The 23,970-nt window shown below is 68.9% G+C and carries 21 protein-coding genes and 1 pseudogene; 17 read left to right on the top strand and 5 right to left on the bottom strand.

The genetic code is table 11. The annotated features are described in order from the left end of the window. Window positions 1-341: 341 nt before the first annotated feature. Window positions 342-560: a hypothetical protein gene (locus tag AB0H36_RS45310; RefSeq protein ID WP_360537902.1), complete on the bottom strand. Its 219-nt coding sequence runs from the start codon at window positions 558-560 to the stop codon at window positions 342-344. 318 nt (window positions 561-878) lie between these two features. Between AB0H36_RS45310 and AB0H36_RS45305 the strand changes: the two genes are divergently transcribed. The 7 genes and pseudogenes from AB0H36_RS45305 to AB0H36_RS45275 all read left to right on the top strand — a co-directional run bounded on the left by AB0H36_RS45305 (window position 879) and on the right by AB0H36_RS45275 (window position 7,926). Next, a complete protein-coding gene (locus AB0H36_RS45305) occupies window positions 879-1,631 on the top strand; it encodes a methylenetetrahydrofolate reductase (protein WP_360537900.1) in 753 nt (250 codons plus the stop codon). A 197-nt stretch (window positions 1,632-1,828) separates the two neighbouring features. Further along, a pseudogene (locus tag AB0H36_RS45300) lies at window positions 1,829-2,062 on the top strand (4Fe-4S binding protein); the annotation flags it as partial. A gap of 134 nt (window positions 2,063-2,196) precedes the next feature. Further along, the gene (locus tag AB0H36_RS45295; RefSeq protein WP_360537898.1) at window positions 2,197-2,691 is read left to right on the top strand and encodes an NADH-quinone oxidoreductase subunit J; all 495 of its coding nucleotides are present in this window, start codon (window positions 2,197-2,199) and stop codon (window positions 2,689-2,691) included. A gap of 1 nt (window position 2,692) precedes the next feature. Further along, entirely contained in the window at window positions 2,693-3,073 is a 381-nt protein-coding gene (gene nuoK / locus AB0H36_RS45290; protein ID WP_360537896.1) for an NADH-quinone oxidoreductase subunit NuoK, read from the top strand. Beyond that, window positions 3,070-4,833, top strand: a complete 1,764-nt coding sequence (locus tag AB0H36_RS45285; protein ID WP_360537894.1) for an NADH-quinone oxidoreductase subunit L — start codon at window positions 3,070-3,072, stop codon at window positions 4,831-4,833. The genes nuoK and AB0H36_RS45285 overlap by 4 nt, the downstream gene beginning before the upstream one ends. Beyond that, window positions 4,830-6,359 (top strand): NADH-quinone oxidoreductase subunit M, encoded by a 1,530-nt coding sequence (locus AB0H36_RS45280; RefSeq protein WP_360537892.1) that lies wholly within the window; start codon window positions 4,830-4,832, stop codon window positions 6,357-6,359. Before AB0H36_RS45285 ends, AB0H36_RS45280 begins: the two co-directional genes overlap by 4 nt. A gap of 115 nt (window positions 6,360-6,474) precedes the next feature. Continuing rightward, a complete protein-coding gene (locus AB0H36_RS45275) occupies window positions 6,475-7,926 on the top strand; it encodes an NADH-quinone oxidoreductase subunit N (RefSeq protein WP_360537890.1) in 1,452 nt (483 codons plus the stop codon). Here the strand turns inward: AB0H36_RS45275 and AB0H36_RS45270 are convergent. Beyond that, the gene (locus AB0H36_RS45270) at window positions 7,888-8,784 is read right to left on the bottom strand and encodes an arylamine N-acetyltransferase (protein ID WP_360537888.1); all 897 of its coding nucleotides are present in this window, start codon (window positions 8,782-8,784) and stop codon (window positions 7,888-7,890) included. The two genes, AB0H36_RS45275 and AB0H36_RS45270, sit on opposite strands and share 39 nt — an antisense overlap. Before the next feature lie 17 nt (window positions 8,785-8,801). Here AB0H36_RS45270 and AB0H36_RS45265 point away from each other — a divergent pair, with 17 nt between their 5' ends. From AB0H36_RS45265 to AB0H36_RS45255, 3 genes are read left to right on the top strand one after another with little or no spacing between them, the layout of a single operon-like run. Continuing rightward, a complete protein-coding gene (locus AB0H36_RS45265) occupies window positions 8,802-9,320 on the top strand; it encodes a GNAT family N-acetyltransferase (protein ID WP_360537886.1) in 519 nt (172 codons plus the stop codon). 52 nt (window positions 9,321-9,372) lie between these two features. Further along, window positions 9,373-10,392, top strand: coding sequence for a lactonase family protein (locus AB0H36_RS45260; protein ID WP_360537884.1), 1,020 nt, complete (start codon window positions 9,373-9,375; stop codon window positions 10,390-10,392). Window positions 10,393-10,415: 23 nt separating this feature from the next. Then, window positions 10,416-11,261 carry an LLM class flavin-dependent oxidoreductase gene (locus AB0H36_RS45255; RefSeq protein WP_360537882.1) on the top strand — a complete coding sequence of 282 codons (846 nt, stop codon included), beginning with the start codon at window positions 10,416-10,418 and terminating at the stop codon, window positions 11,259-11,261. Window positions 11,262-11,267: 6 nt separating this feature from the next. Here the strand turns inward: AB0H36_RS45255 and AB0H36_RS45250 are convergent, their stop codons facing one another. Both AB0H36_RS45250 and AB0H36_RS45245 read right to left on the bottom strand, forming a co-directional pair. Further along, entirely contained in the window at window positions 11,268-12,368 is a 1,101-nt protein-coding gene (locus AB0H36_RS45250) for a hypothetical protein (protein ID WP_360537880.1), read from the bottom strand. A gap of 89 nt (window positions 12,369-12,457) precedes the next feature. Then, on the bottom strand, window positions 12,458-12,907 hold the full coding sequence (locus AB0H36_RS45245; RefSeq protein WP_360537906.1) for a carboxymuconolactone decarboxylase family protein: 450 nt from the start codon (window positions 12,905-12,907) through the stop codon (window positions 12,458-12,460). Between the two features lie 173 nt (window positions 12,908-13,080). Between AB0H36_RS45245 and AB0H36_RS45240 the strand changes: the two genes are divergently transcribed. After that, window positions 13,081-13,971, top strand: coding sequence for an RNA polymerase sigma-70 factor (locus tag AB0H36_RS45240; protein WP_360537878.1), 891 nt, complete (start codon window positions 13,081-13,083; stop codon window positions 13,969-13,971). A gap of 48 nt (window positions 13,972-14,019) precedes the next feature. On the opposite strand, the gene AB0H36_RS45235 is transcribed toward AB0H36_RS45240, so the two are convergent. Continuing rightward, window positions 14,020-14,406, bottom strand: a complete 387-nt coding sequence (locus tag AB0H36_RS45235) for a DoxX family protein (RefSeq protein ID WP_360537876.1) — start codon at window positions 14,404-14,406, stop codon at window positions 14,020-14,022. A gap of 371 nt (window positions 14,407-14,777) precedes the next feature. Here AB0H36_RS45235 and AB0H36_RS45230 point away from each other — a divergent pair, with 371 nt between their 5' ends. The 6 genes from AB0H36_RS45230 (at window position 14,778) to AB0H36_RS45205 (ending at window position 22,919) form a co-directional block, all read left to right on the top strand. Beyond that, window positions 14,778-17,585, top strand: coding sequence for a LuxR C-terminal-related transcriptional regulator (locus AB0H36_RS45230; RefSeq protein WP_360537874.1), 2,808 nt, complete (start codon window positions 14,778-14,780; stop codon window positions 17,583-17,585). 226 nt (window positions 17,586-17,811) lie between these two features. Then, window positions 17,812-18,378: an OsmC family protein gene (locus AB0H36_RS45225; protein WP_360537872.1), complete on the top strand. Its 567-nt coding sequence runs from the start codon at window positions 17,812-17,814 to the stop codon at window positions 18,376-18,378. Further along, on the top strand, window positions 18,375-19,550 hold the full coding sequence (locus AB0H36_RS45220) for an NAD(P)/FAD-dependent oxidoreductase (protein ID WP_360537870.1): 1,176 nt from the start codon (window positions 18,375-18,377) through the stop codon (window positions 19,548-19,550). The genes AB0H36_RS45225 and AB0H36_RS45220 overlap by 4 nt, the downstream gene beginning before the upstream one ends. A gap of 827 nt (window positions 19,551-20,377) precedes the next feature. Next, window positions 20,378-21,118, top strand: a complete 741-nt coding sequence (locus AB0H36_RS45215; protein WP_360537868.1) for a protein phosphatase 2C domain-containing protein — start codon at window positions 20,378-20,380, stop codon at window positions 21,116-21,118. 217 nt (window positions 21,119-21,335) lie between these two features. Next, window positions 21,336-21,632 (top strand): hypothetical protein, encoded by a 297-nt coding sequence (locus AB0H36_RS45210; protein WP_360537866.1) that lies wholly within the window; start codon window positions 21,336-21,338, stop codon window positions 21,630-21,632. A gap of 900 nt (window positions 21,633-22,532) precedes the next feature. After that, on the top strand, window positions 22,533-22,919 hold the full coding sequence (locus AB0H36_RS45205; protein WP_360537904.1) for an SHOCT domain-containing protein: 387 nt from the start codon (window positions 22,533-22,535) through the stop codon (window positions 22,917-22,919). Window positions 22,920-23,970: the final 1,051 nt, after the last annotated feature.

The raw sequence follows: 23,970 nt of genomic DNA, 5'->3' as shown, positions 1-23,970 counted from the left end.
CCGGTCATCCCGCTCCACACCCTGCACCAAGAGATAGTCCCAGCCCAGCGATCACACCCGCGGCAGAACGCGCCGATAATTCAGCGCCCTCCTAGGCGCCTACTACCTGTTCCACGCCATCCGAGCCGACCTCCTCGCCCGCCTCAACCGCCCAGCCGAGGCCCGCACCGCCTACGAAGCCGCCCTCTCCCTAACCACAAACCAAGCCGAACAAACCTTCCTCCGAGCCCGCCTCACCGAGCTGTAGGAACTGCGGCTGACTGTCCAGTGGTTGGTGGCACACCCGTTCACGAAGGAGCACCTGATCGGGTCGGGTCGTGGGTCTGCGGGTGCCCTCTGGCTCAGTCGTTCTTGTGTTGGTTGGAGCGGCGGCGGGCGAGGTGGGCGATGATGGCGCCGAGGTAGGCGCCGATGATGGCTGCGAAGGGGCTCATGAAGACGGCTGGATCGGTCCACTCGTAGTGGCTCGGTGCGGTGGCGAACCAGGCGAAGGCGACGTTGGCGACGACCAGCACCAGGGCGCCGATGCCGGCGCCGATCAGCGGCCAGTACCTACCCATCGTCTGACCGTAGGCGGGCGGACGGTTTGTGGGAACCCGCCGGCCCGGCGATGTTCCGTGCGGGGGCCTCGCGCGCCTACTGGTCGGCTTGAACAGGAAATAGCCGGTTCTCGCCCACCAGTTCCTGTCCAAGGCCACGGTTCGGAGCCGTTCTTGTGGGGCCTGCAGTTGTAGTTCCGGGCCGGTGGAGCGAGGACCTCCTGCTCCTACGGGACGCCGCCGACCACCGAGTAGTCGAGGGCGCGCGTGGGGGAGGCACCCGGCACGCGTGGGTGAGACACCCCGGCGTGTGGGGAAGGGGTTGAGTAGGGTCGGGTGGTGTTTGAGTTGGTTTGTGAGGTGGAGCCGCCGACGCGGCCGGATCTGAAGAAGGTGCGGCATCAGATCGGGGTGATGAGTCCGATCGCGGATGCGTTTCTGATTCCGGACAACCACATCGGGCGGGCGACCGTGTCGAGTGTCGCGGTGGCCAACGAGGTGCAGGCGATGGGGTCGCGGGGGATTGCGTGCCTCAACTCGCGGGACCGGAACCTGCTCGGGTTCCGGCGCGATCTGCTGACGGCGGCGGCGTACGGCGTGGAGCAGTTCCTGTTCGTGCACGGGGACGACCCGGCCGAGGGGGCCCGGACCAGCCAGCTGACCGTCCGGACGATGATCGAGCAGGCGCGGGGCACGTCGTACCCGGGCTGCAACCCGTTCCAGGTCGGCGCGGCGACGCGGCTGCGGCCGGTGCCGCGGTGGAAGGCGGAGGCGGACTTCCTCTACGTGCAGGTCAGCTACGACCTGGACGAGCTGCTGCGCTGGCGGGACAGCGTCGACCTGAACATGCCCGTGTACGCCGGGGTCATGGTGCTCGCGAGCGCCAAGATGGCCCACAACCTGGCGGCGCTGCCGCAGCTCAGCATCCCGGACGCCCTGATCGAGGCGGTCGAGCGGGACCCGGACGCCGGCGTCGACCATGCCTGCGGGCTGATCCTGAAGATCCGTGACTCCGGTGCCTTCAGCGGCGTTCACCTGATACCGGTGAGCCGCTACCGCCAGGTCGCCGCCCGTCTCGAGCGCGAACTCTGACGCGGGTCGCACCGGATCGGGCCGGAACCGACTAGTGTCCTGCTAACAGGGTCCTACTGACGGGAGGAGGAGGCGTGGGTGTACCTGGCAAGGGGTTGATCGAAGGGCTGAAGGTCACTGCCAAGACACTGGCCCGCCGTTCCGTCACCGAGCAGTACCCGGATGTGCAGCCGGAGCTGCCGCCGCGGACCCGGGGTGTGATCGCGCTGCTGGAGGAGAACTGCACCTCCTGCATGCTGTGCGCCCGGGAGTGCCCGAGTTGGTGCATCTACATCGACTCGCACACCGAGACCGCGCCGTCGGTCGGTGAGCAGGCGCGCGAGCGCAGCCGGAACGTGCTGGACCGGTTCGCGATCGACTTCAGCCTGTGCATGTACTGCGGGATCTGCATCGAGGCCTGCCCGTTCGACGCGCTGTTCTGGTCGCCCGAGTTCGAGTACGCCGAGACCGACATCCGGAACCTCACGCACGAGAAGGACCGGCTCCGCGACTGGATGTGGACCGTCCCGGCGCCGCAGCCGATCGATCCCGGCCCGACCGTCACGCCCGCCCCGGAGGGTGAGGCGTGACGACAGCTCTCTTCTGTGTTGCCGGAGCAGTCGCGCTCATCGCCTCCGTCTTCGTCGTCACCTCCCGCCGGATCGTGCACGCCGCGCTCTGGCTGGTCGTTGCCCTCGGCGCGGTCGCCGGCTGCTTCGGAGCGCTGCACGCCGAGTTCGTCGCGCTGGTGCAGATCCTGGTGTACGTCGGCGCGATCGTCGTACTCGTCCTGTTCGCGCTGATGCTCACGAAGGCGCCGACGAACCCGCTGCCCGGCCTGACCACCGGCCGCAGCCCGTTCGCCGCGGTCGTCGCCGGCGTGCTGGCGCTGCTCCTCGGCACCGGCGTGGTGATTGCCTTTGGCAACGAGAAGATCGACCCGGTGCCGGACGGCTCCGCGGAGGCCGTCGGTACGGCGGTGTTCAAGACCTGGGTGCTTCCGTTCGAGGTGCTGTCGGTCCTGCTGCTGGCCGCGTTGATCGGCGCGATCGCCCTGTCCCAGCGCAAGAAGGAGGACTGACGTGCCGTTGGTTCTCCCGCTGCTGCTGGCGGTCCTGCTGTTCTGCATCGGTGTGTACGGCGTCCTCGCCCGACGGAACGCGATCACCCTGCTGATGTCGTTCGAGCTGATGCTGAACGCGGTGAACCTCAACCTGGTCGCCTTCGACGCGTGGCGGCTCGACGGTCTCGCGACCGGCCAGACGCTGGCGGTCTTCGTGATCACGCTGGCCGCGGCCGAGATCGGGCTCGGCCTGGCGATCGTGCTGCTGCTGTTCCGCGGTCACGGCCACGTCGACGCCGACGCCGCCCGCGACCTGGTCGAGCAAGACGGCCTGGCCGAGCAGGACGACCGCACCGAGCAGGAGGACCTGGTCGAGCAGGAGAAGGGCGCGACCTCATGATCGCGACCGTTTGGCGCGTGGTCGGCGTCGGATTCTCGCTGCTCGTCGTTCTGATGGCCGCCCTGCTGTACGGCGCCGCCCCCGACCAGACCAGCTTCCTGAACTCGTCGGTCGGCGATCTGACCATCGGCTTCGCCGTACGCACCGACGACCTGACGGTGCTGCTGCTCGCAGTCGTCGGAGTGATCGCGTCCTGCGTCCAGGTGTACTCGCTCGGCTACCTGCACGAGCGCCCGGCGTCGTACCACGCTCTCGTCACCCTGTTCACCGCGGCGATGGTGACGGTTGTCGTCGCCGACAGCCTGTTCCTGCTGCTGATCGGGTGGGAGGTGATGGGCGCCTGCTCGTACCTGCTGATCGGTCACTACTGGGAGCGCCGCGACGCCCGCTCCGGCGCGGTCAAGGCGTTCCTGATGACCCGGCTCGGCGACGTCGGGTTCCTGTTCGGCATCTTCGTCCTCGGCGTCGGTGCCGGCACGTTCCGGATCTCCGAGCTGGATCCGGCGCAGATCTCGCCGGGTGTGCTGACGACCGGGACGCTGCTGCTCCTGGTCGGCGTGGTCGGCAAGTCGGCCCAGGTCCCGTTGCAGACCTGGCTCCCGGACGCGATGCCCGGCCCGAGCCCGGTCAGCGCGCTGATCCACGCCGCGACGATGGTTGCCGCCGGCGTCTTCGTGATCGCCCGGCTGTACGACCTGTTCTCGGCCTCCGAGACCACGATGACCGTGCTGGCGATCGTCGCCTGCGTGACGATGCTGTTCGCCGCGTTGTGCGCGATGGCCGCGGTCGAGGTGAAGCGGGTCCTCGCCTGGTCGACCGTGAGCCAGCTCGCGATCATGTTCTCCGGACTCTCCCTCGGTACGGCGGACGGCCGGCACGCAGCGCTTTTCCACCTGGTCACGCACGCCGCGTTCAAAGGCCTGCTGTTCCTCTGCGCCGGCGTCCTGCTCCACCAGGTCGGCAGCGCGGCATTCGTCGTACTGCGTCGTTACACGCGGAAGGGGCGGTTGCGGAAGGCGCTGCCGGTCACGTTCGCCACGATGACGGTCGGACTCGCCGCGCTGGCCGCCGTACCCGGGACCGCCGGGTTCTTCTCGAAGGACGCGGTGGTCGAGGCGGCCTGGGAGCACGCGCGGGACGGTTCGGCCGTCGGGTGGGTCGTGCTGGCCTCGGTGTGCCTGACCTCGGCGCTGACCGCGTTCTACTGCGTGCGGTTGTGGCTGTGGGTGTTCTTCCGGACGCCCGCGCTCGCCGGTGCGCTCGGCGCGTTCGAGGACGACGACTCGATGGCCGACCTCGAGGAGCCCGACACCTCCAAGCTCCGCGACGCGCCCTGGATCATGCTCGCGCCACTCGTGCTGCTCGCGGTCGCCTCGGTCGTCCTCGGGTACGTCGACGGCGTCCACCTCAACTGGGTCGTCGGGCTGGTGACGACCGCACTCGTGGTGATCGGTGCGATTCCGGCGTACTCACTGTGGACGCGGGGTGCTGATCCGCGGCCCGTGGTACTGGAGCGTGAGTTCGGCGTCGACCCGTTGTACCACCGGCTGTTCGCCGTACCGGCGCGCTGGCTGGCGCGGCTGACGGTGGCTGGGGATCGGGACGTGATCGGGGCGTACGTGCGAGCGACCGGACGCACCGGGACGCTGGCGTCGCAAGGATTCCGGCTGCTGCAGACCGGGAACGTGCAGACCTACCTGACGGCCGCAGTCGTCGGTGTCGTCGCGCTGGCTGTGCTTGCCGGGGTGATCGGCTCGTGAACGCGATCTTGCTGGGGATCCTGGCGCTGCCGTTGCTCGCAGCCCTTGCGTTGTGGGCGGTTCCGGCCACGCTCGGCGACCGGTTGGCCGCGCTTTACGGATCGGTGATCTCCGGACTCGTGCTCGTCGGCTCGCTGCTGCTCTGGCCGCGGACCGAAGGGTGGTTCGCGTACACGCCATTGCAGAACGAGATGCTCGGCGACGACGGCAGACCGTTGCATGCGGTCACCAACGTGCCGTGGATTCCGTCGCTCGGGGTACGTTTCCACGTCGGGGTGGACTCGATCTCGATGCCGCTGATCGTGCTGACCGCGCTGCTGACCTTCCTGTGCTGCCTCTACTCGTTGCGGATCACGCCACGGATCGGCCGGACCCGGTCGCTGGTCGCGCTGCTGCTGGTGATCGAGGCCGGTGTGATCGGCACCTTCTCCGCGATGGACCTGGTGCTGTTCTTCGTCTGCTTCGAGATCGTGCTGATCCCGATGTGGCTTGTCATCGACATCTGGGGTGACGAGCACGACCGGGCCGGGCGCAAGCGGGCCGCGACGACGTTCGTGCTGATGACCGTGCTCGGCTCCGCGCTGATGCTGGTCGGCTTCCTGCTCGTCTACCGGCAGGCCGGGACCTTCGACATCGTCCGGCTGACCAACTCGCCGGTGCTCGGCGGCCATGGCGTCCCGCTGGCCGCGGCCGTGCTGATCGCGGTCGGCCTGGCCGTGAAGGTGCCGCTGTGGCCGCTGCACATCTGGCTGCCGGACGCGCACGCGAAGGCGCCGACGGTCGGATCGGTCCTGCTCGCCGGGGTCTTGCTGAAGCTCGGCACGTACGGCCTGATCCGGATCCTGGTCCCGGTGCTACCGGATGCGACCGTCACGATCGCGCCGTACCTGGCCGGGTTCTCGACCGTGGCGATCGTCGCGGGATCGCTGGCGTGCCTGGCGCAGACCGACGTGAAGCGGCTGATCGCATACTCGAGCGTCGGCCACATGGGTTTCATCGGGCTGGGGATCGCGACGCTGTCGCCGGCCGGCCTGCGCGGGGCGCTGTTCGCGAACATCGCGCACGGCATCATCACCGGCTTGCTGTTCTTCCTGGCCGGCGCGATCAAGGACCGGCACGACACCAGCGACCTGCGGGCGATCGGGCGGGCGCTGTACGCCCGGCTGCCGCGGATCGGTGCGCTGCTGACGTTCGCCTCCCTGGCCTCGCTCGGGCTGCCCGGGCTGGCCGGATTCTGGGGCGAGATGCTGGTCCTGCTCGGCGCCTACGAACCGGCCGACGTGTTGCCGCGGGCAACCTACCTGGTGTTCATGGTGATCGCCGGGCTCGGGACCGTGCTGACCGCGGCGTACTTCCTCCGGTTGGTCCGCAACCTCTGCCAGGGTGATCCCGCCGAGCACCCGGCCACCGCGTTCGCGGTCGACCTGAGCCGGATCGAGCTGGTCACCTGGGCGCCGCTGATCGTCCTGACCGTCCTGCTCGGCGTCTGGCCCGGTCTACTCCTGCACCAATGGAGCAGCCTGTGACTGTGTTGAATGCCGCGCCTCCGGCGCGGGGGCCATGGGGCTTTGACTCCCGTCCTTCCCTCGTCACTCCAGTCGCTTCGCTCCCTCCGCTCCTCAGTCCAGGACGGGAGGCCCCATGATCCTGACCTGGACTGACTGGCAGGCGGTCGCCGTACCGCTGGCGCTGGCGATCGGTGCGGTTGCGGTGCTGCTGATCGACGGGTTCTGGCGGTCTGCGTCGGCGCAGTTGCGGCACACTCTCGTCACGCTGCTCACCAGCGCGGTCATCCTGTTCGGGCTGGTCTTCGTGTGGGCGCAGCGCGACGACTTCAAGCCGGCGTTCTGCCGGTCGGCGGTCGAGGGCGCGGCCGAGTGCAGCCTGGTGTTCGAGCCGATGACCGCGGGGTTGTGGGCGGTGCTGCTGATCGGCGGACTCGGAGTCGTCGGGCTGTCGACGTACCGGCTGCTGGCGGCCGACATCCCGATCGGGGAGTACCACTTCCTGCTGCTCAGCGCGCTCTCCGGCGCCACCGTCCTCGCCGGGGCGCGTGATCTCGCGACCGTCGTGATCGGCCTCGAGGTCGTGTCGCTGCCGAGCTTCGCGATGGTCGCGCTGCGCCGGGACCGGCGCGGGTCCGAGGGCGCGCTGAAGGCGTTCCTGGTGTCGGTGCTGTCGACCGCGGTGATGCTGTTCGGCGTCTCCTACCTGTACGGCGTGACCGGCTCGCTCTACCTGGCCACGATCGCGAACCGGCTGAACGGGCTCGACCCGGACCTGCAGCGGGTCGCGTTCGCGGCCGGGCTGTTCGTGATCGTCGGGTTCGCGTTCAAGATCGCCGCGGTGCCGTTCCACGCCTGGCTTCCGGACACGTACGTCGGTGCGCCGGTCGAGGTGACCGCGTTTCTTGCAGTTGTGTCGAAGTCGGCCGGTGTCGCTGGTCTGCTGGTGCTGGTGACGTCCGGGATCGCGCCGGACGGATCGGATCTGCGGACTGTGGTCGCCGTACTGGCCGCCGTGACGATGACGGTCGGCAACCTGGCCGCGCTGCGCCAGGTCGAGGCGGTGCGGCTGCTGGCGTGGTCGTCGATCGGTCAGGTCGGCTTCCTGCTTGCGCCGCTCGCAGTCGGCGACGCCCAGGCCGTCGTCGGGTACTTGGCGGCGTACGTCGTGGTGACGCTCGGCGCCTTCGGATCGGTCGCCGTGGTCCAGCGGCACCGGCCGGGCGGGCTGTTGTCCGACTACCGCGGCATGGTGCGCTCCGAGCCGGGGCTTGCGGTCGCGCTGATCTTCTTCCTGGTCGTGCTGGCCGGACTGCCGCCGGGCCTGGCCGGGTTGTTCACCAAGTTCGCCGCGTTCCAGGCCGTCATCGACGCGCACCTCGGCTGGCTCGCGATCGTGATGGCGATCAACGTGATGATCGGCCTGGCCGTCTACCTGCGCTGGGTCGCCGAGCTGTTCCGGCTGCCCGCCGAGGACCCGTTCTCGGTCGACATCGAGTCGCCGGCCGTCGCGATGATCTCGCTGTGCGCCGCGACCGCCGCCGTTCTCTCAGTCCTCCCCAGCACCCTGTTCGCCCTGGCCACCTGACTGCTGCGGCTGCTGCTGCGCGGCGAGGAAGTCCTGGTACTGCGCCCAGACCCGACGCCAGAGCTGGTCGCGGCGGCCCGCGTCGTAGTGCGGCAGCGGCAGGTAGAACACGTCGGCCAGTACGGCGAAGTAGTCGGCCGGGCTCTCGATGATCGTCGAGTCCACCCGGTCGGCGAACGTCTCGGTCAGGCCGACCGACCGCATCGCGACGGCACTGGTCGGTTTCCGGCGGAACGCAGAAGCCAGCCGGACGAACGGGGAGTCGGGCGCGGCCGACAGCTTGGCGTGCTGAGCAGCGAACGCGTCCAGCCCGACCGTGGCCGACTCGAAGTCCATCCCGATCAGGCCGCTGCGCGGGTCGTGATCCAGCCGCCAGCCGTCGACCTTCTCCGAGGCACGCAACCGCAGCGGGAACGGCTCCTGGTAGGCGCTGCTGCCGACCTCGAGCGGCATCGGTGTCACAAGCCCGGCACCGAGCCCGACGTCGGCCAGCCACGTCCGCTCCGGGTCCTCGGCCAGCCCGGTGACGGTGAGCGCCATGTGACTCGCATCGACGTCACCTGGCCGGTTCGGTGTCTCCGCGCCACCGCGGTGCATCCCCACCCGGTAGCCGAGCTCGGTCAGCAACAACGCAAACGTGCCGTTCAGCTGAAAGCAATAGCCACCCGCCTCACGCGCGATGATCCGCTTCGCGGCGTCCTCCGGCTCCAGCGGTCCGCCCTCGCCGAACTGGTACTGCACTGTTTCGTACGGAACGGTGTCCACGAAGGCCTGGTGCAGCCGCGACAACCCATCCAGCGTGGGTGGTCCGTCGTACTGGCTGATCCCGATCCGTCGTAAGAGCGCCTCCGTGTCCATCCGCCTAGGCTAGGCGGATGGAGGTACTCGACGCAGAGCAGTCATTGCAGGCCGCGCCCGAGCTAGCCGCGGTCTACCTGTCCGCCTTCGGAGCACCCGGGTACGACGAGGAGCCTGCGCGGGCCGAGCAGTTTGCGAGCGAGCAGCTGCCGACGCATGCCGCGCGTGACGGCTTCAAGCTGGTCACGGCGAAGGCGGACGGCCGGATCGTCGGGTTCGCGTACGGGTACACCGGGCAGCGTGGGCAGTGGTGGTCGGACCGGCTGGTGGAGACGGCACCGACGGAGATCGTTGACGAGTGGGTGGGCGGGCACTTCGAGTTCGTCGAGCTGGCGGTCGCGGTCGAGGCCCAGGGACAAGGGGTCGGCTCGGCGCTGCACGACGTACTGATGGCTGATCTGCCGCACGAGAAGGGGCTGCTGTCGACGTACGTCGATGATCGGCCGGCGCCTCGGCTGTACCGGCGGAAGGGGTGGCAGCTGCTGATGCCGGACCTCGGGTGGGGGTCGGCGCTCTACGGCCTCAGGCTGCGCTGAGGTTTTGGACACCGCGGTGCCGCTGGTACCGCGACCTGGCAGGGTAGGGGCCATGACCTCAGAGCGGATCTATGTCGGGAGCTACACGAGTCAGCCAGGCGGCGGCGAGGGTATCGGGCTCGGCCCGCTGGACGGGATCGGGCTGGTGGCGACGACCGCCGATCCGTCCTTCCTGGTCAGGTCCGAGGACGGGCGGTTCCTCTACGTCACGAACGAGACCGAGGACGGCCGGGTCAGCGCGTTCGCGATCCAGCCGGACGGCGCGCTGGAGCTGGTGAACGACCAACCGACCGGCGGCGACCACCCGTGCCACCTGGACATCGACCCGTCCGGCGGGTACCTGCTGTCGGCGAACTACACCTCCGGCTCGGTCGCGATCCACCCGATCGCGGCGGACGGATCGCTCGGCGAGGCCACCCAGGTGCTGCAGCGCGAGGGCACCGGGCCGAACAAGGAGCGCCAGGAGGGACCGCACGCGCACCAGATCGCGTTCGACCCGTCCGGGGCCTACACGTTCGACGTCGACCTCGGGTCGGACACCGTCTACACCTCCACGCTGACCGAGGACGGGCGGCTGGAGGAGGTCGACCGGCTGCACATCCACCCGGGCGCGGGTCCGCGGCACCTCGTGTTCCATCCGACCGCGGGGGCGGCGTACGTGATCAACGAGCTCGACTCGACGCTGACTGTCTGCAGCTACACGGACGGCAAGCTGCAGATCGTCCAGACCGCATCGACCCGGCCGGCCGACTCACCGGGGGAGAACTTCCCGGCCGAGCTGCTGATCTCCGCCGACGGCCGCAATCTCTACGGCTCCAACCGCGGCGACAACACCGTCGCGGTCTTCGCCATCGCCGCCGACGGCCTGTCCGTCGACCTCGTCCAGACCATCGGCTCCGGCGGCAACTGGCCCCGCCACCTTGCCTTCAGCAACGACGGGACCCGTCTGTACGCAGCCAACGAACGCTCCGACACCATCGCCACCTTCGTCATCGACGCCAACGACGGCACCCTGATCGACGACGGCGCCCCGGTCACCTGGCCCAAGCCGGTCTGCATCCTGCCGGCCTGATCCGGTCGGCGCATACTGCTGGTGTGCGGTGCTCGATCAACATCCCCAACTTCGGGGACTTCGCCGATCCGCGGAAGGTCGCCGAGGCAGCACGCCTGGCCGAGGAGGCCGGCTGGGACGGGGCGTTCGTCTGGGACCAGCTGATCGGCTACAACCGCGACCTCATCGGCGAGTTTGCCGCCACCAACCTCCTGCTCGCCGCCGCGGCCCTCACGACCAGCCGCATCCGGCTCGGCACCGCCGTCACCCCGGTGCCGCGCCGCCGGCCCCAGCAGCTCGCCCGCGAGATCGCCACGCTCGACCGGCTGTCCGGCGGACGGATCATCCTCGGCGTCGGTCTGGGCGACCCGATCCCCCACGAGTACGGGCGGTTCGGTGAACCCACCGACCCCAGACTGCTGGCGGCCCTGCTGGACGAAGGGCTGGAGGCGATCACCCGGCTGTGGACGGGGGAGCCGGTCACCTATCAGGGCCGCTACGTCACGATCGACGACGTCGTGATGGTGCCGACGCCGGTGCAGCAGCCGCGGGTCCCGATCTGGATCGGCGGCCACTGGCCGAACAAGCCGCCGGCCCGGCGGGCCGCCCGCTGGGACGGCGCCATCCTCACCGTCGGCGCGTGGGAGGAGCCGCCGCAGCCGGCCGTGGTGGCCGACATGCTCGCCTACATCCGCTCGCACCGTGAACGGGACGAGCCGTTCGACCTGGTGGTCGGAGGCTCGAGCCCGGTCGACCCGGCCAGAGCTCGCGACCTGCTCGCCCCACTCGCCGGGGCCGGCGCGACGTGGTGGGACGAGCGGTTCCCGTTCGAGAAACTCGGTCAGTACGACGCTCTCCGCCGGCGCATCGAGCTAGGACCGCCGGCGTGAGCTGAGCTACGCCTTCGCGGCCAGGTACAACCGCAGGATGGTGTCGTAGTCGATGATCTCGGCGGCCGCGTCGGCGAGCTCGGCGGCGGTGACGGGCTGGTGGGTGCCGGTGATCAGCAGTTTGCGGGGTTCGTCGACCTCGACGCCGTACTTCGTGTGGACGAAGGTGCGGTTCTCCGGGGTCTTGAAGTAGTCGGCGTACTTCGCGAGCTGGGCCGCGCTCTCGCCGACCGTGGCCGAGCGGCGGTGCTTCTTGCCGGGCTCGCGGAGCGGGAGGCCGAGGTCGCCGACGATGTGCGTCCCGTCCGAGCGCTCCAGGATGAAGTCCGGGGTGACGACGCCGTCCGGCCCCTCGAGCGACGGCCGGGGGATCAGGCGGGTCGCGTCGAAGGCGGCAAGCAGGATGTTCTCGTGCTCGGCCAGGAACTCCTCCGCGGTCGCGTTCGGCAGGCCGTGCGCGAGGTAGGTGCTGGTGAACGCCTCGCTCTTCAGGCCCTCGTCGCCCTTCGGCGCGCTCACGGTGCCGACCGGGTCGAGGTGCGCGGCGGCGCCGGCGAAGTTGCGCAGGAAGTCCAGGTACTTGCCGGCCGGCTCGGAGCGGTGGATCGCCAGCGCGAAGAAGGTCCAGTGGGTGCGGGTCGCCGTACCGGCCGAGTGCACGAACAGGACCCGGTCGAAGGTGGAATAGTTGCCCGGCGCGAACTTCAGCAGCTGGTCGCCGGGGCCGACGTACTCGGTGCCGAGGATCTTCTCCACGCCCGGGAACCAGTCCACCAGCTCGCGGCGGCCGGTCTCGGTGGCGACGGTCGCGTCCTTGACGATGTTCTCGCCGGGGAGGGTGAGGACCGGGGTGCCGTCGGCGACGCCGAAATACTCCTCGACGCTGTTCGCCTTCTGCCGCCGTACCTCCAGGGAGCGGTACTCGCGGCTCACGCCGACCAGCTCGAGGATGTTCCAGTCCGGCGTCTCGGTGAGCAGCATGATGCGCGGGTAGAGCAGCTGGCCCGGCAGCTCGGCGCCGTGGCTGGCCGGGAGGTGGTCACTCACACTCTTGAGGTGTTCCCCCCAGAACTGAGTGTTCACCTTCACGAACTCGGTCGGTTTCAACGCACCTGCTCCTCTCGGCCTACTCGGTCATCAGAGCAAACCACAGCCCGGCCCGCCGGTATTCCGCGGCGGGCCGGGGTTTTGGTCCGTCAGTTGGTGACCAGGGCGTCGAACATGCCGGCCTGGTACGAGCCGCCCGGGTTCTTCACGATGACCTGCATCCGGTTGGCCGCGTTGATCAGGCCGACCAGCGTGACTAGGGCCGCGAGTTGGTCGTCGTCGTAGTGCTTGCGGACCTCGTCCCAGGTCTCGTCGGACACGCCCGGCGCCGCGTCCGCCATCCGGGTGCCCTCCTCGGCCAGCGCCAGCGCCGCCCGCTCGGCGTCGGTGAACACCGTGGACTCGCGCCAGGTGGCGACCAGATTCAGCCGTACGGCGGTCTCGCCCGCGGCCGCCGCGTCCTTGGTGTGCATGTCGGCGCAGAACCCGCAGCCGTTGATCTGGCTGGCCCGCAGGCTGACCAGCTCCTGCGTGGACTTCGGCAGCGTCGACTGCTCGAGCAGCACGCTGAGGCCCGCGAGCCGCTTGCCGAGCTTCATCGCGAACGCGTTCTCCATCATGTTGAATCGCATGGGCGTCGTCCTCGTGGTTGTTGGTTTTGACCACGAGATGCCGCTGGTGTGCACGCTGTGACTGTGACGTGAGCCACCGAAACCCGATGTCACAAACCGGCCCCGGCCGGCGTCTCGTGCGTGACAGAGAGGATGGACTTATGAGCGAGCGGATGGACTCCGCCACGGAGGCCTTCGTCACCCACCGCAACCTGCTGTTCACGGTCGCCTACGAACTGCTCGGCTCGGCCGCCGACGCGGAGGACGTGCTGCAGGAGACCTGGCTGCGCTGGGTGGACGTCGACCTGGACACCGTGCGGAACCAGCGCGCGTACCTGGTCCGGATCACCACCCGCCAGGCGCTGACCCGGCTGCGGACACTCGGCCGCCGCAAGGAGTCGTACGTCGGCCCGTGGCTGCCCGAGCCTCTCCTGACTGCTCCCGACGTGGCCGAGGACGTCGAGCTGGCCGACAGCGTCTCGATGGCGATGCTCCTGGTCCTGGAGACCCTCACCCCGACCGAGCGCGCCGTCTTCGTGCTGCGAGAGGTTTTCGCCCTCGAGTACGACGAGATCGCCGAGGCGGTCGACAAGTCGCAGGACGCCGTACGCCAGATCGCCCACCGGGCCCGCTCGCACGTCGCGGCGCGCCGCCCGCGCGGCTCGGTCACGCAGGCGCAGTCCCGCGACGCCCTCCAAGCGTTCCAGCGGGCGATCGAGACCGGCGACCTCCAGAGCCTCCTCGATCTGCTGGCGCCGGACGTCGTACTCCTGGGTGACGGCGGCGGCGTGAAGCAGGCCGTCCCACGCCCGATCGTCGGCGCCGACAAGGTCGCCCGCCTGCTCTCCGCCGGCCTCCCCAACCTCCCCGCCGACGTGGCCGTCGAGCCCGTCCAGATCAACGGCTACCCCGGCCTCATCGTCCGCATCGACGGCGAGATCGACGACGTAGTGGCCCTCCGCATCGACGAAGGCCTCATCACCGGCCTCTACGTCATCCGAAACCCGGAAAAACTCTCCCGCGTCGAGCAAGAGACCGCTGTCACTCGCTGACCAACGAACAGCCCCTGACCGCTGTGGGTCAGGGGCTGTTCTGTGTGCTCAGGCGGTGAAGGACTCGGGGCCGAAGCGGCCCCAGGCTACGAAGGCGGCGAGGGCCAGGTAGACCAGGTCGGCCGCGACGTACTTGAACTCGCGGCGGCGGAACCGGGTGATCGCAGCACCCGTCATGAGCACCACCAGACCGACCGCGGCGACCGGGACCAGCACAGGCGCAATGTCCAGTACGGCGGGCAGGATCAGCCCGACCGCCGCGAGTATCTCCAGGGCTCCGATCGTCTTCACTCCACCGGCGCTGAAGTCCTCGACCCAGTGGGCGCTCGGCCCGAACGCGAAGATCTTCTCCTTCGGCATGACCACCTTGCCGCCGCCTCCGAACAGGTAGGCGACCGCCAGCAGGCCGGCAACAATCCACAACGCGACATCCATCAATCTTCTCCGTGACATCCACAGGTTCTTGTCGCCCACGAGACGCCGAAGCCGCGCTCCCTGTGACATCGATCGAAGTTGGCTGCCCTGTGGACTTCGACGGCGTGCCGACCGTCGACCTCACGCTCTCCGAGCGGCTCGCGGAGGACGAAGTGCCACACGACCAGCGTGGCAGGCGAAAAGCGAGCGACGAGCCGAGTGCCTGGACCAAGCCTCGCCAGTCCACGGCCTGGCTGGGGTGCAGTCCCCCTTCATCGGCCCGGTCGGGAGTATCGTGTCGGCATGCCGTCACTGCCGTGCTGGCGAGGGTCCGACTCATCCATGCCGGCCACGGATCCGCCACGGATCGACCACGGATCCTGACCGGTGCCATGACCCAGCCCGGGTTCCTCAGTAACGCCGGCGTCTCCGAGCGTGAAGCCGAGGTGCTCGCCCTGGTAAGTCAGCGTCTCAGCAACGCCGAGATCGCCAGCCGCCTGTTCATCTCGACCCGGACCGTGGAGAGCCACGTCTCGTCGCTGCTGAGAAAGCTTGGCATGTCCGACCGCCGAGCCCTCGCCGGCGCGGCCGCCACGCTCGCGGAAGCGGACAATCGCCTTGCCACCCGGGCGGCGAGCCCGTCGCTGCCGTCGCCGTTGACGTCGTTCGTGGGAAGGACCGACGAACGGACTGCCGTTGCAGACGCTTTGGCCCGGCACCGGATGGTGACGGCGGTCGGCCCTGCTGGGGTGGGAAAGACACGGCTCGCGCTGGCAGTGGCGGGCGACATCAGCGGCCGCTATCCGGACTGCGCGTGGTACGTCGACCTTGTCCCGGTCACCGACGCCACGATGGTCGGCGCCGCGGTGGCGAGTGCGTTCGGGTTCGGGGAACAGCCCGGGCGGACACCGACCGACACCGTCGTGGCCAAGCTGGCCGGTGCCGAGGCGCTTGTGGTGCTGGACAACTGCGAGCACCTCGTGGACGGGGTGACGACCTTCATCGAGCGGCTGCTGTCGGCCTGCCTGAAGGTGACGGTGCTGGCGACGAGCCGGGTCCGGTTGCAGGTGCCGTTCGAATCGGTCTTCCCGGTGCCGGGGCTGTCCCTCGACGAAGCCGGTGGGCGGGGCGACGCGCTGGCATTGTTTGTCGAGCGGGCCGCGATGGCCGGCTGGTCCTCGCCGTACGCCGACGACCGCCGCCGACTCGCGGCAATCTGCGCCGAGCTGGACGGGATTGCCCTGGCGATCGAGCTGGCGGCTGCGCGGCTGACCACGTTCGGGCTCGACGGCCTGGAGGCGGGTCTGGCCGACCGGCTGGGCCTGCTGGCGGGCGGACCCCGGCTGGACGACCGGCACCGGTCGGTGCGCTCCGCCCTGGACTGGAGTTTCGGCCTGCTCGACGAGAGGGACCAGGTGGTGCTGCGCCGAGTGTCGGTGTTCGCGGCAGCGTTCACCTCCACGGCGGCTGCCACGGTGGCCGGGCAAGCTCCGCTGATGCCCGGAGAGGTGGCGGGGGCGCTGGCGCGCCTCGCCGACCACAACCTGCTGGTGGTGGTGCCGGCCCCCGGCGGAACCCGCTACCGGATGTTGGAGACGATCCGGCAGTACGGCGCGGAGCGGATGGTCGAGGTCGGTGAGCGGACCGAGGTCGGAGGCAGTCATGTGCGCTGGTGCCTGACGACCGCCGCCCGGCTGGAAGCGGCCGAGGGCGACATCAGTGCCGACTTCGACGAGGTCGCCGACGACCTGCGGGCCGGGCTCGGCTGGGCGATCGGCCAACCGCTGCGGCGGGCCGACGCCCATGAGCTGGCCGGGCGGCTGGCCGAGCTCACGTTCGCCCGGGGGATGCCGAGCGAGGCGCAGCGGCGCTTCGAGGAGGCGGCGACACTGGCGGCCGATCCCGCCGAAGCGGCCCGGGATCTGCATCTCGGCGCGGCCGTGGCCTGGGGCCGGGGGGCGGGCAACGAGGCGGTGCGGCTGTACCGAGCCGCCGCCGACGAGGCTCGCCGGGCCGGTGACCAGCGGCGTGCTGCCGTCGAGCTCGCTACCGCCGCCGAACTCGTCCTCCACGCACCGGGCGTCATGTCCGAGCTGGCCTCGCCCGGCGAACGACAGGCCCTGTTGGACGAGGCATGGACGCTGGCGTTCGGTGATCCCTACGTCGAGGCGGCCATCCTCAACGTCGTCGGTTTTCAAGACGAGCGCGACCCGCAGTCGAGCGAGCTCATCGAACGCGCCGTCGAGCTGGCCCGGCGAGTGGGCGACGCCCGTCTGGAGAGCTCCACCCTCGACTCGCTGACCGGCTTACAGCTCGCGCGCGGCGAGTACGATGGCGCCGCCGCCACTGTCCGACGTCGCCTCGAGCTGCTCACACCCCGGGCCCACGAGGTCGAGATGGCGTGGGAGTACACCGACGCGCTGCACATGGCGTGCGTGGTGTACGTGGCCGCGGGGAACCTCGAGGCCGCTCGCCACTACGCCCAGCAGCGGCGCGAGCTGCCCTTCTTCCGCGAGACGGATCACCTGGCCGTCGCCTGGCTGCTCACGACGGCAGCCGACGCCGGCGAGTTCGACGAGGTGGTCGACCTCGCCTTCCAATTCCGGCGCGGATGGATCGAGGCCGGCCGTCCGCCGATGTCCGGCTTCGCCTTCGCCGCCGCGGCGGCGGCCATGGTGTACGGCATCCGCGGTGACGACGAGGCGCGCCGCGAGTGGCTCGCCATCCTCACCGAGATGCTGCGGGCGGCGGTGCCGGCGGTGTCCGGAACGCCGGCGTACATGCACGTCTTCGGCGGGCTGGTGGCGCTGCACCGGGGTGAGCTCGACGACGCGCTGGCCCTGCTGACGGACGCACCCGAGTCGTTCAATCACTGGCAGTGGCACGACGGCGTCTGGCGGCAGTGGTACACCGCCCTCTGGGCCGAGGTCGCGGTGCTGGCCGAACGGGCCGACCGCCACGAACGCATCGAACGGGCCAGGTTCATCGTCGCCCACAATCCGATCGCGTCGGCGATCGTCGACCGGGCCGAGGCCATTGACGCGCACGACGGTGAAGGGCTCCTGGCAGCCGCCGCCGCTCTCGACGCCGCCGGGTGCCGCTATCAATGCGCCCGCACCCTCGTCCTCGCCGGCGGCGAATCGCGGGCCGAAGGCGAGGCGATCATGACTGCGATCGGCGCGACGCCGATGACCACCTGATTGCGCGTCGTTCACACGAATCGGGCAACCCTCCCTCACCCACGTGCGCCAGCACCTCGGCCTCGCGCTCAGAGACACGTGCGCCGCTGAGTGTTCGGGGCATCACCATCGGTCCGCCCCTGATCCGTGGAATCAGTGGCCTATCCGTAGCCGGCACGGATGCGCCTGGCCCGCCGCACGACGACGGTGGCCTTACAAACACATCACACAGAAGGAGATCCGCGACATGAACACAACCGCCACCGAGTCGCCTATGCACAACGGCGTAGACACGGCCACCCTGTTCGCCACCCTGGACGCCGTCGCAGCTGACCCGGACCTCGCAAAGTTCCAGTTCCGCGCGACCAACCGCTGGGTCAACGGGACTCACAACCGCTCGACCATCCACGGGTTCTACGGCGCCGGACAGGAGCTCACCCACAGGGAAACCGCGACCATCGACGCCGACCACCCAGAGGTGCTCGTGGGGGCGGACCACGCACCCACCCCGGTCGAGTACCTGCTACACGCCCTGGCCGCCTGCCTCACCTCCGGGCTGGCCAACATCGCAGCTGTGCGCGGCGTCAATCTGACCTCGGTCGAGTCCACCGTCGAAGGCGACATCAACCTGCTCGGCATCCTGGGCCTGTCGGACGGCGTCCGCAACGGCTACCAGGAGATCCGGGTCAGCTTCCGTCTCGAGGGTGACGATCCTGACAAGCTCCGTCAGGTTGTCGAGCAGTCACGGCTGCGCTCGGCTGTCTACGACATCATCACCAACAGCGTGCCGGTGAGCATCGAGGTACGCACGTGACCCGGCGCCCGTACGACGTCGTCGTCGTCGGGGCGCGTCCCGCGGGCGCCGCTACGGCCTTGATCCTGGCCCGTGCCGGCCTCGAGGTGCTGGTGGTCGACCGCGGCCGCTACGGAGCCGACACCCTCTCCACCCATGCCCTGTTGCGCGGGGGCGTCCTGCAACTGGCCCGGTTGGGGCTGTTGGACAAGATCGCCGCCGGCACGCCACCCGTGCGGGGCTGCGTGTTCCAGTACGGCGAGGAACGAATCCAGGTGCCGATCAAGCCCCATGCCGGTGTCGAAGCCCTGTACGCCCCGCGCCGGACCGTCCTCGATCCCATCCTGGTCGACGCGGCCCGCGACGCGGGCGCCGAGATCCGCTTCGGCGTAACCATCACCGAGCTACGTCTGAACCGCGCCGGACGGGTGACGGGGGTTGTTGGTCGAGACAGCACGGGTGCCTCGTTCACCGCCGGTGCCGGGATCACCGTCGGTGCGGACGGTGTGGGCTCCAGCATCGCTCGCCTGACGGGCGCAACGGTCGAACGGGCCGCCACCGGTGCTGCCGCGTTCATCTACGGCTACTGGGACGGGATGCGTGTCAACGACTACGAGCTGTTCTATCGATCGGGAACCGCCGCGGGCTACTTCCCCACCAACCGTGGCCAGGTGTGCGTTTTCGCCGCGACCTCGCGGCGACGATTCCGATCCGAGTCCAGGACAGGCAAAGCTCGCGTCTACGACCGGCTCCTCGGCGAGGCGGCCCCGGGCGGGGCTCACCGCGCTGCCGGTGCACGACCACCCCAGCAGCTGCACGTGTTCGCAGCCAGACCCGGTTTCATCCGGCGCGCCCACGGACCCGGGTGGGCGCTCGTAGGCGATGCCGGCTACTTCAAGGACCCGATCACGTCCCACGGCATCACTGACGCACTCCGCGACGCCGAGCTCCTCGCCCGAGCGATCGTCACAGCGTCAAGTGGAGAAGCTACCGAAGAGGCCGCCCTCGCGACGTACCAGGCCACCAGAGATCGCCTCTCGGAGCGCCTGTTCGACGTCACCGACCAGATCGCATCGTTTGCCTGGAACCTCGACCAGATTCCGACCCTGCTCCTCCATTTGAGCAACGCGATGAACGACGAGGTGAGCTGGCTGCACCAACTGGACGCTCTCGGCGCTGAGCCGACGTCCTGACTCATCTGAGACAGAGGCGCGCCGCGCATGGTCATCGACACCGGTGACGACCTCCGCCTCCCGCAGCTCCCCGGCGCCGGGCTGACCAGCTGGTCCGCCCACGACATCGCCTCCACAACTGCATCGAACCCGGCCGCTCGAAGCGGACACAGGAGTCCCGCGGCCGCTCTTCACCAGGCCATGGCGTCGCAAGCTCGACAGTTGCTCGCGCCATTCACCGGTCACTGGAGGCCTACTACGGATGTACGTCCAACGCCGCTCCTCGGCCCGCAGAAGCGACCTGCACCGACGGACAGGACGAAGCGGCCAAGCAACAGAGCGAAGCGAAGGCCCCCGACAGCGAGCCCCAGCCAGCGGCCGAGCGAAGCGAAGGTCCCGTGACAGCCGACCCCGGCCACAGCGGCCGAGCGAAGCGAAGGCCCAGGGGGTGCGGGTGGCGGAGCCCCCGCTCGCGGCAAGCGAAGCGCAGCCGCACAACACGACGAAGGCGACCCGCTCCGCGCTTTCCGCGGACACAGGTCGCCTATCGACTTCGTGGCGGGTGCAGGGTTCGAACCTGCGTAGGCATACGCCGACAGATTACAGCCCAGACCGCAACCTAGGCTCTGACCAGGCGAAACGCCGTTCCCAGACGACGCCAGGGCACAAACAGGGCACGAGGACGCGGAATCACCCCAGACCGGTACCGCAAGGTCCCGGCACCCAGTCTGCGATCTCCGGAGTATGAGTAGCCCGAATGACGGATCCGCGACCGATTTCGCGCTGGCCATGTGGCTCCGTCGCGGTAGGGTCGAGGCAGGACCAGATCGACCGTATCTGGAGCACTGGTGAGGTTTGCCGCCGTCTCCGCGCTCGGCCACGACGGGTTGCTCCGTGACCACAACGAGGACAGTCTCGTCGTCGGCCCGTGGACTCTTTGCGCGTCCATGTCGCAGGTCCCGGAGACGTTCATGTTCCCGATCGGGCGGCCACTGGTGGTCGCCGTCGCCGACGGGCTCGGCGCCCATCCGGCCGGAGCGCTGGCCAGCACTTTGGTTGTCCAGCAACTGGCACGGGTTGGGCCGCATCTGGCCGACGAGCGGTCCGTGCGTTCGGCGATCGACGAATGCAACAAGCGGGTCTACGAGGCGGCCGACCGCGATCCGCGCTGCATCACCATGGGAACGACCGTAGCCGGTGTCGTTCTGACCGCGGACTCGGTGTTTGTCTTCAACGTGGGTGACAGCCGGGTGTACGCCTGCAACGGGTTCGAACTCTCGCGCCTGAGTATCGACGACAGTCCGCCGTTGCAGGCCGGACAGACACATACGACGATCGTCACGCAGACGCTGGGCGGATATCCGTCGTACGAGGAAATCGACACGCATGTCAGCATCCGCCCGCTGAACGACGCGGAACGCTATCTGGTCTGCTCCGACGGCTTGAGCGACGTTGTCGACGACGAGCTGATCAGACGGCTGCTGAGCGATCACCGCGGTGGCAGGGCAGTCTTCGAGTTGTGGAAGGCGGCGATCGCCGGCGGTGGCCCGGACAACATCACGCTGGCCCTGGTCGAGGTCGAACGCTAGCCGGTACGACGCCTGAGGCGATCCACCTACCCGCCGTCAGCTGGTGAGACCGCGATGCGCTCAGACTTCGAGGGTGCCGCTGTAGGTGCTGCTGAGGTGCGCGCCTGCGAGGTGGCGGGTCAGGCCACCAACGCCGGTCATCCCTGCGAACTGACCGGTCGCGTCTTGCACTTCCCAGCTGCCGGTAGCGCGGCGTGGGTTTCCGTAGCCTTTGCCTTTGAAGAAGGTCTTGCCGGCGCCGCACCCCACTCCGGCCTCAGCCAGGGTAAGCGTGCTGCCATCAGCGAGCGTGAATCTGGCCGTCGCCGTGTACTCCCTGCACGGCTCGCCCGTTTGCTGGATCGATGAAGAAGCGGTACTGCGCCGCACCGAACTCCTCGATGATCGCGTCGCCGCACAATTGGGCACCGTCCGGACACCCGAAGGGCAGCTGCTGAGTGCCCTTGATCTCGGCGCTGAAGTCGGTGGTCTGGGCTGCGGCCGGGTGAGCCAGGAGCAAGCTGACGGCCGATGAAACAAGGAGTGCGAAGCAGATCGCGCCGCGGCGGGAAATGATGGGAACTCGGCACCACATACTGCCCCTCCATGGTCCATTCCTGGAACCTGCGCCGTCAGCGCAACTGTAAGAGAGCATCCAGATCGCTGCGTTGTCGCTGCGTTGTCGCCGCGTTCGGCGGTGGCGATTCGATGAACCGCAGCGATCAGTCGCCGATGGCAACCAGTCTGTCAACGAAGGCGAGTGAATGCTGCCGACGAAGACTGGAGTCGCACTCCACGGACCGCCGGCAAAGTCGAGCACGCCTTGCTGTTCATGGAGGCGTTGCCGCGGGATCTCGGTCAGCAGTGCGAGCTGGGCATCGTGAGCCGAGCCCGATGTGGGTCGATCCCCACCACCGGATGGCCCTGCTGGTGCACGGTCCGCACGGCCCGAGCACCCGACGCGGTGGGCGCCGACCGGATGAACGAGGCCACGCCGCCGGCTACCAACCCCCGAATTAGTCACCCCGAAACGCCTCCCGCCGACACAAAGGCGCAGGTCAGCAGCCTGCCCACCCTCCGGAGCCGCATGGGTGGCACGAGTCAGGCCTGAGCATCGCTCAATCCGTCTGATGCTCCCGCCGATCCCGACCCGTCTGCAAAGTCCGTCCTGGGTACGGGTCTGGGTACAGGTGTACGGGGGCGGTCCGCTCCGGTTGTACGAGCGAGTGACGGGGTCATATCGCCGTACTGCGTCCGTGTCGACGGCAACTAAAGCTGCCCAGTGGCCGGCGGGTTAACAGTCCGACTTCGCAAGGGCCAGGATCTGGCGTTTTCAACGCGTCGTTGCCATGGTGACTTTGACGAACTGTTGGGAACGCGGTGCTCACCGGGCGCCGGGTGCGCTCATCTCTGGGAGGGAACGGCCGTGGACGCGATGACGAATGACTTCGGGGAAGTCCTCCTGTGGAGCTTCTGGTTCTTCATCTGGATCGCCGCGCTGATGGTGTGGTTCCGTTGCCTGTGGGACCTGTTCACCGACCGGTCGCTCAGCGGGTGGGCAAAGGCCGGCTGGGCGATCCTGCTCATCTTCGTGCCGTGGCTGGGGGCACTGATCTACCTCATTGTCCGTGGCCGGAGCATGAACGATCGGCAGCAGAAGGCGTTTGCGGACCAGCAGGCCGCGCAGGAGAAGTACATCCAGGAGGTTGCACGCACTTCCAAGAGCCCGGCCGACGAGATTGCAAGCGCCAAAGAATTGCTCGATTCCGGAACGATCACGCAGGCCGAGTACGAATCCCTCAAGGCCAAGGCGCTTGCCTGACCACACCGAACTCCCGATATTGCTTTGCGAACGGGACAGCGACCGTGGGGGTACGCGATCCCAGCGCTGCACAGAGGGTTGTCAGGGGGTAGGTGTGGGCATTCCTATTCGCCCACGCATTCAGCGTATTGAAGGTCAGAGGCGCGACGATCACAGCGTCGGCCTTCGGAGTCCTCTTGGACTCCACTGTAGAGGGTGCGATCGGTCACGCGAGTACTCCTGCGCGGGCTGGACGGATCTCCGAACTCGGCCGCGACCGACGCCCGGTGGATTAGGACGTTGGTCGGACCGAAGGCGGTCCACCCATGGTTGCCGTCATGTGCCAGGAGGTCCGCGAGCCGGGTGGCGGTAGACAGACGCCGCCATGCGCCCGGCAGAGGCGCGGCACCTGAACAAGGACCGGGCCGAGAACACCACGAGACGAGTACCCGCACCACCGGCTCTCGTGCGGGCGCTGCGCAGCCACGGAGAGCGCTTCGGCCCCGGTCCTGACGGCCACCTCTTCGTCAGCCGCGCGGGCCAATTCGGGCACCCGTTGCCAGCGGCCTATTGCAAGCCCGTCCACCCGAACACCGTCACCCGCACCTGTGCCAAGGCCGCGCGAAGGTGCTGACCGCGGACCAGCTCGCGAAGCGCCACGCCGCTCGACCGTACGACCTTCGCCGCGTGGCGGATCGCCTTCCAACTGCACGCCGGCGTCCCCGCCACTCAGGTAGCCGAGTGGGCTGGCAACTCGGTAAAGATGGCCATGGAGGTCTACGCCGGGTGCATCGACGGCCGGACCAGCACAGCCCTGAAGCGGCTGATGGTCGCGACGGACGCGGACGAGGCCGGACCAGCCCCGAAGAGCCAGGGTAGGAATAGGGCAAACAAGACCGTTGCTCGCCGGTCCTGACCGGACACCGCCGGACACCGAACCCCAGCTACGACAGTGGCCCCTGACCTGCGTTTCCGCAGGTCATCCCTGAAGGAGCGGGGCCGGTCAAGAGGTGCTTTGACCGGCCTTTGTTCTTCTCCGCTGGGTCTGGGACACGTCGAGGTGAGGCGTTGT

It is taken from the genome of Kribbella sp. NPDC050820, from assembly GCF_040653975.1.
Taxonomy (GTDB): domain Bacteria; phylum Actinomycetota; class Actinomycetes; order Propionibacteriales; family Kribbellaceae; genus Kribbella.
Note: the sequence above shows the minus strand (reverse complement) of the source record. Positions and strands in the feature narration are given on the sequence as shown.

What these genes read in the sequence shown, in the direction of transcription:
- AB0H36_RS45310 (WP_360537902.1), bottom strand. Translation starts at nt 560, where the DNA reads ATGGGTAGGTACTGGCCGCTGATCGGCGCCGGCATCGGCGCCCTGGTG.
- AB0H36_RS45245 (WP_360537906.1), bottom strand. Translation starts at nt 12,907, where the DNA reads ATGAAGCTCGGCAAGCGGCTCGCGGGCCTCAGCGTGCTGCTCGAGCAG.
- AB0H36_RS45260 (WP_360537884.1), top strand. Translation starts at nt 9,373, where the DNA reads ATGACCTCAGAGCGGATCTATGTCGGGAGCTACACGAGTCAGCCAGGC.
- AB0H36_RS45240 (WP_360537878.1), top strand. Translation starts at nt 13,081, where the DNA reads ATGAGCGAGCGGATGGACTCCGCCACGGAGGCCTTCGTCACCCACCGC.
- AB0H36_RS45265 (WP_360537886.1), top strand. Translation starts at nt 8,802, where the DNA reads ATGGAGGTACTCGACGCAGAGCAGTCATTGCAGGCCGCGCCCGAGCTA.
- AB0H36_RS45205 (WP_360537904.1), top strand. Translation starts at nt 22,533, where the DNA reads ATGACGAATGACTTCGGGGAAGTCCTCCTGTGGAGCTTCTGGTTCTTC.
- AB0H36_RS45285 (WP_360537894.1), top strand. Translation starts at nt 3,070, where the DNA reads ATGATCGCGACCGTTTGGCGCGTGGTCGGCGTCGGATTCTCGCTGCTC.
- AB0H36_RS45270 (WP_360537888.1), bottom strand. Translation starts at nt 8,784, where the DNA reads ATGGACACGGAGGCGCTCTTACGACGGATCGGGATCAGCCAGTACGAC.
- AB0H36_RS45225 (WP_360537872.1), top strand. Translation starts at nt 17,812, where the DNA reads ATGAACACAACCGCCACCGAGTCGCCTATGCACAACGGCGTAGACACG.
- AB0H36_RS45235 (WP_360537876.1), bottom strand. Translation starts at nt 14,406, where the DNA reads ATGGATGTCGCGTTGTGGATTGTTGCCGGCCTGCTGGCGGTCGCCTAC.
- AB0H36_RS45230 (WP_360537874.1), top strand. Translation starts at nt 14,778, where the DNA reads ATGACCCAGCCCGGGTTCCTCAGTAACGCCGGCGTCTCCGAGCGTGAA.
- AB0H36_RS45275 (WP_360537890.1), top strand. Translation starts at nt 6,475, where the DNA reads ATGATCCTGACCTGGACTGACTGGCAGGCGGTCGCCGTACCGCTGGCG.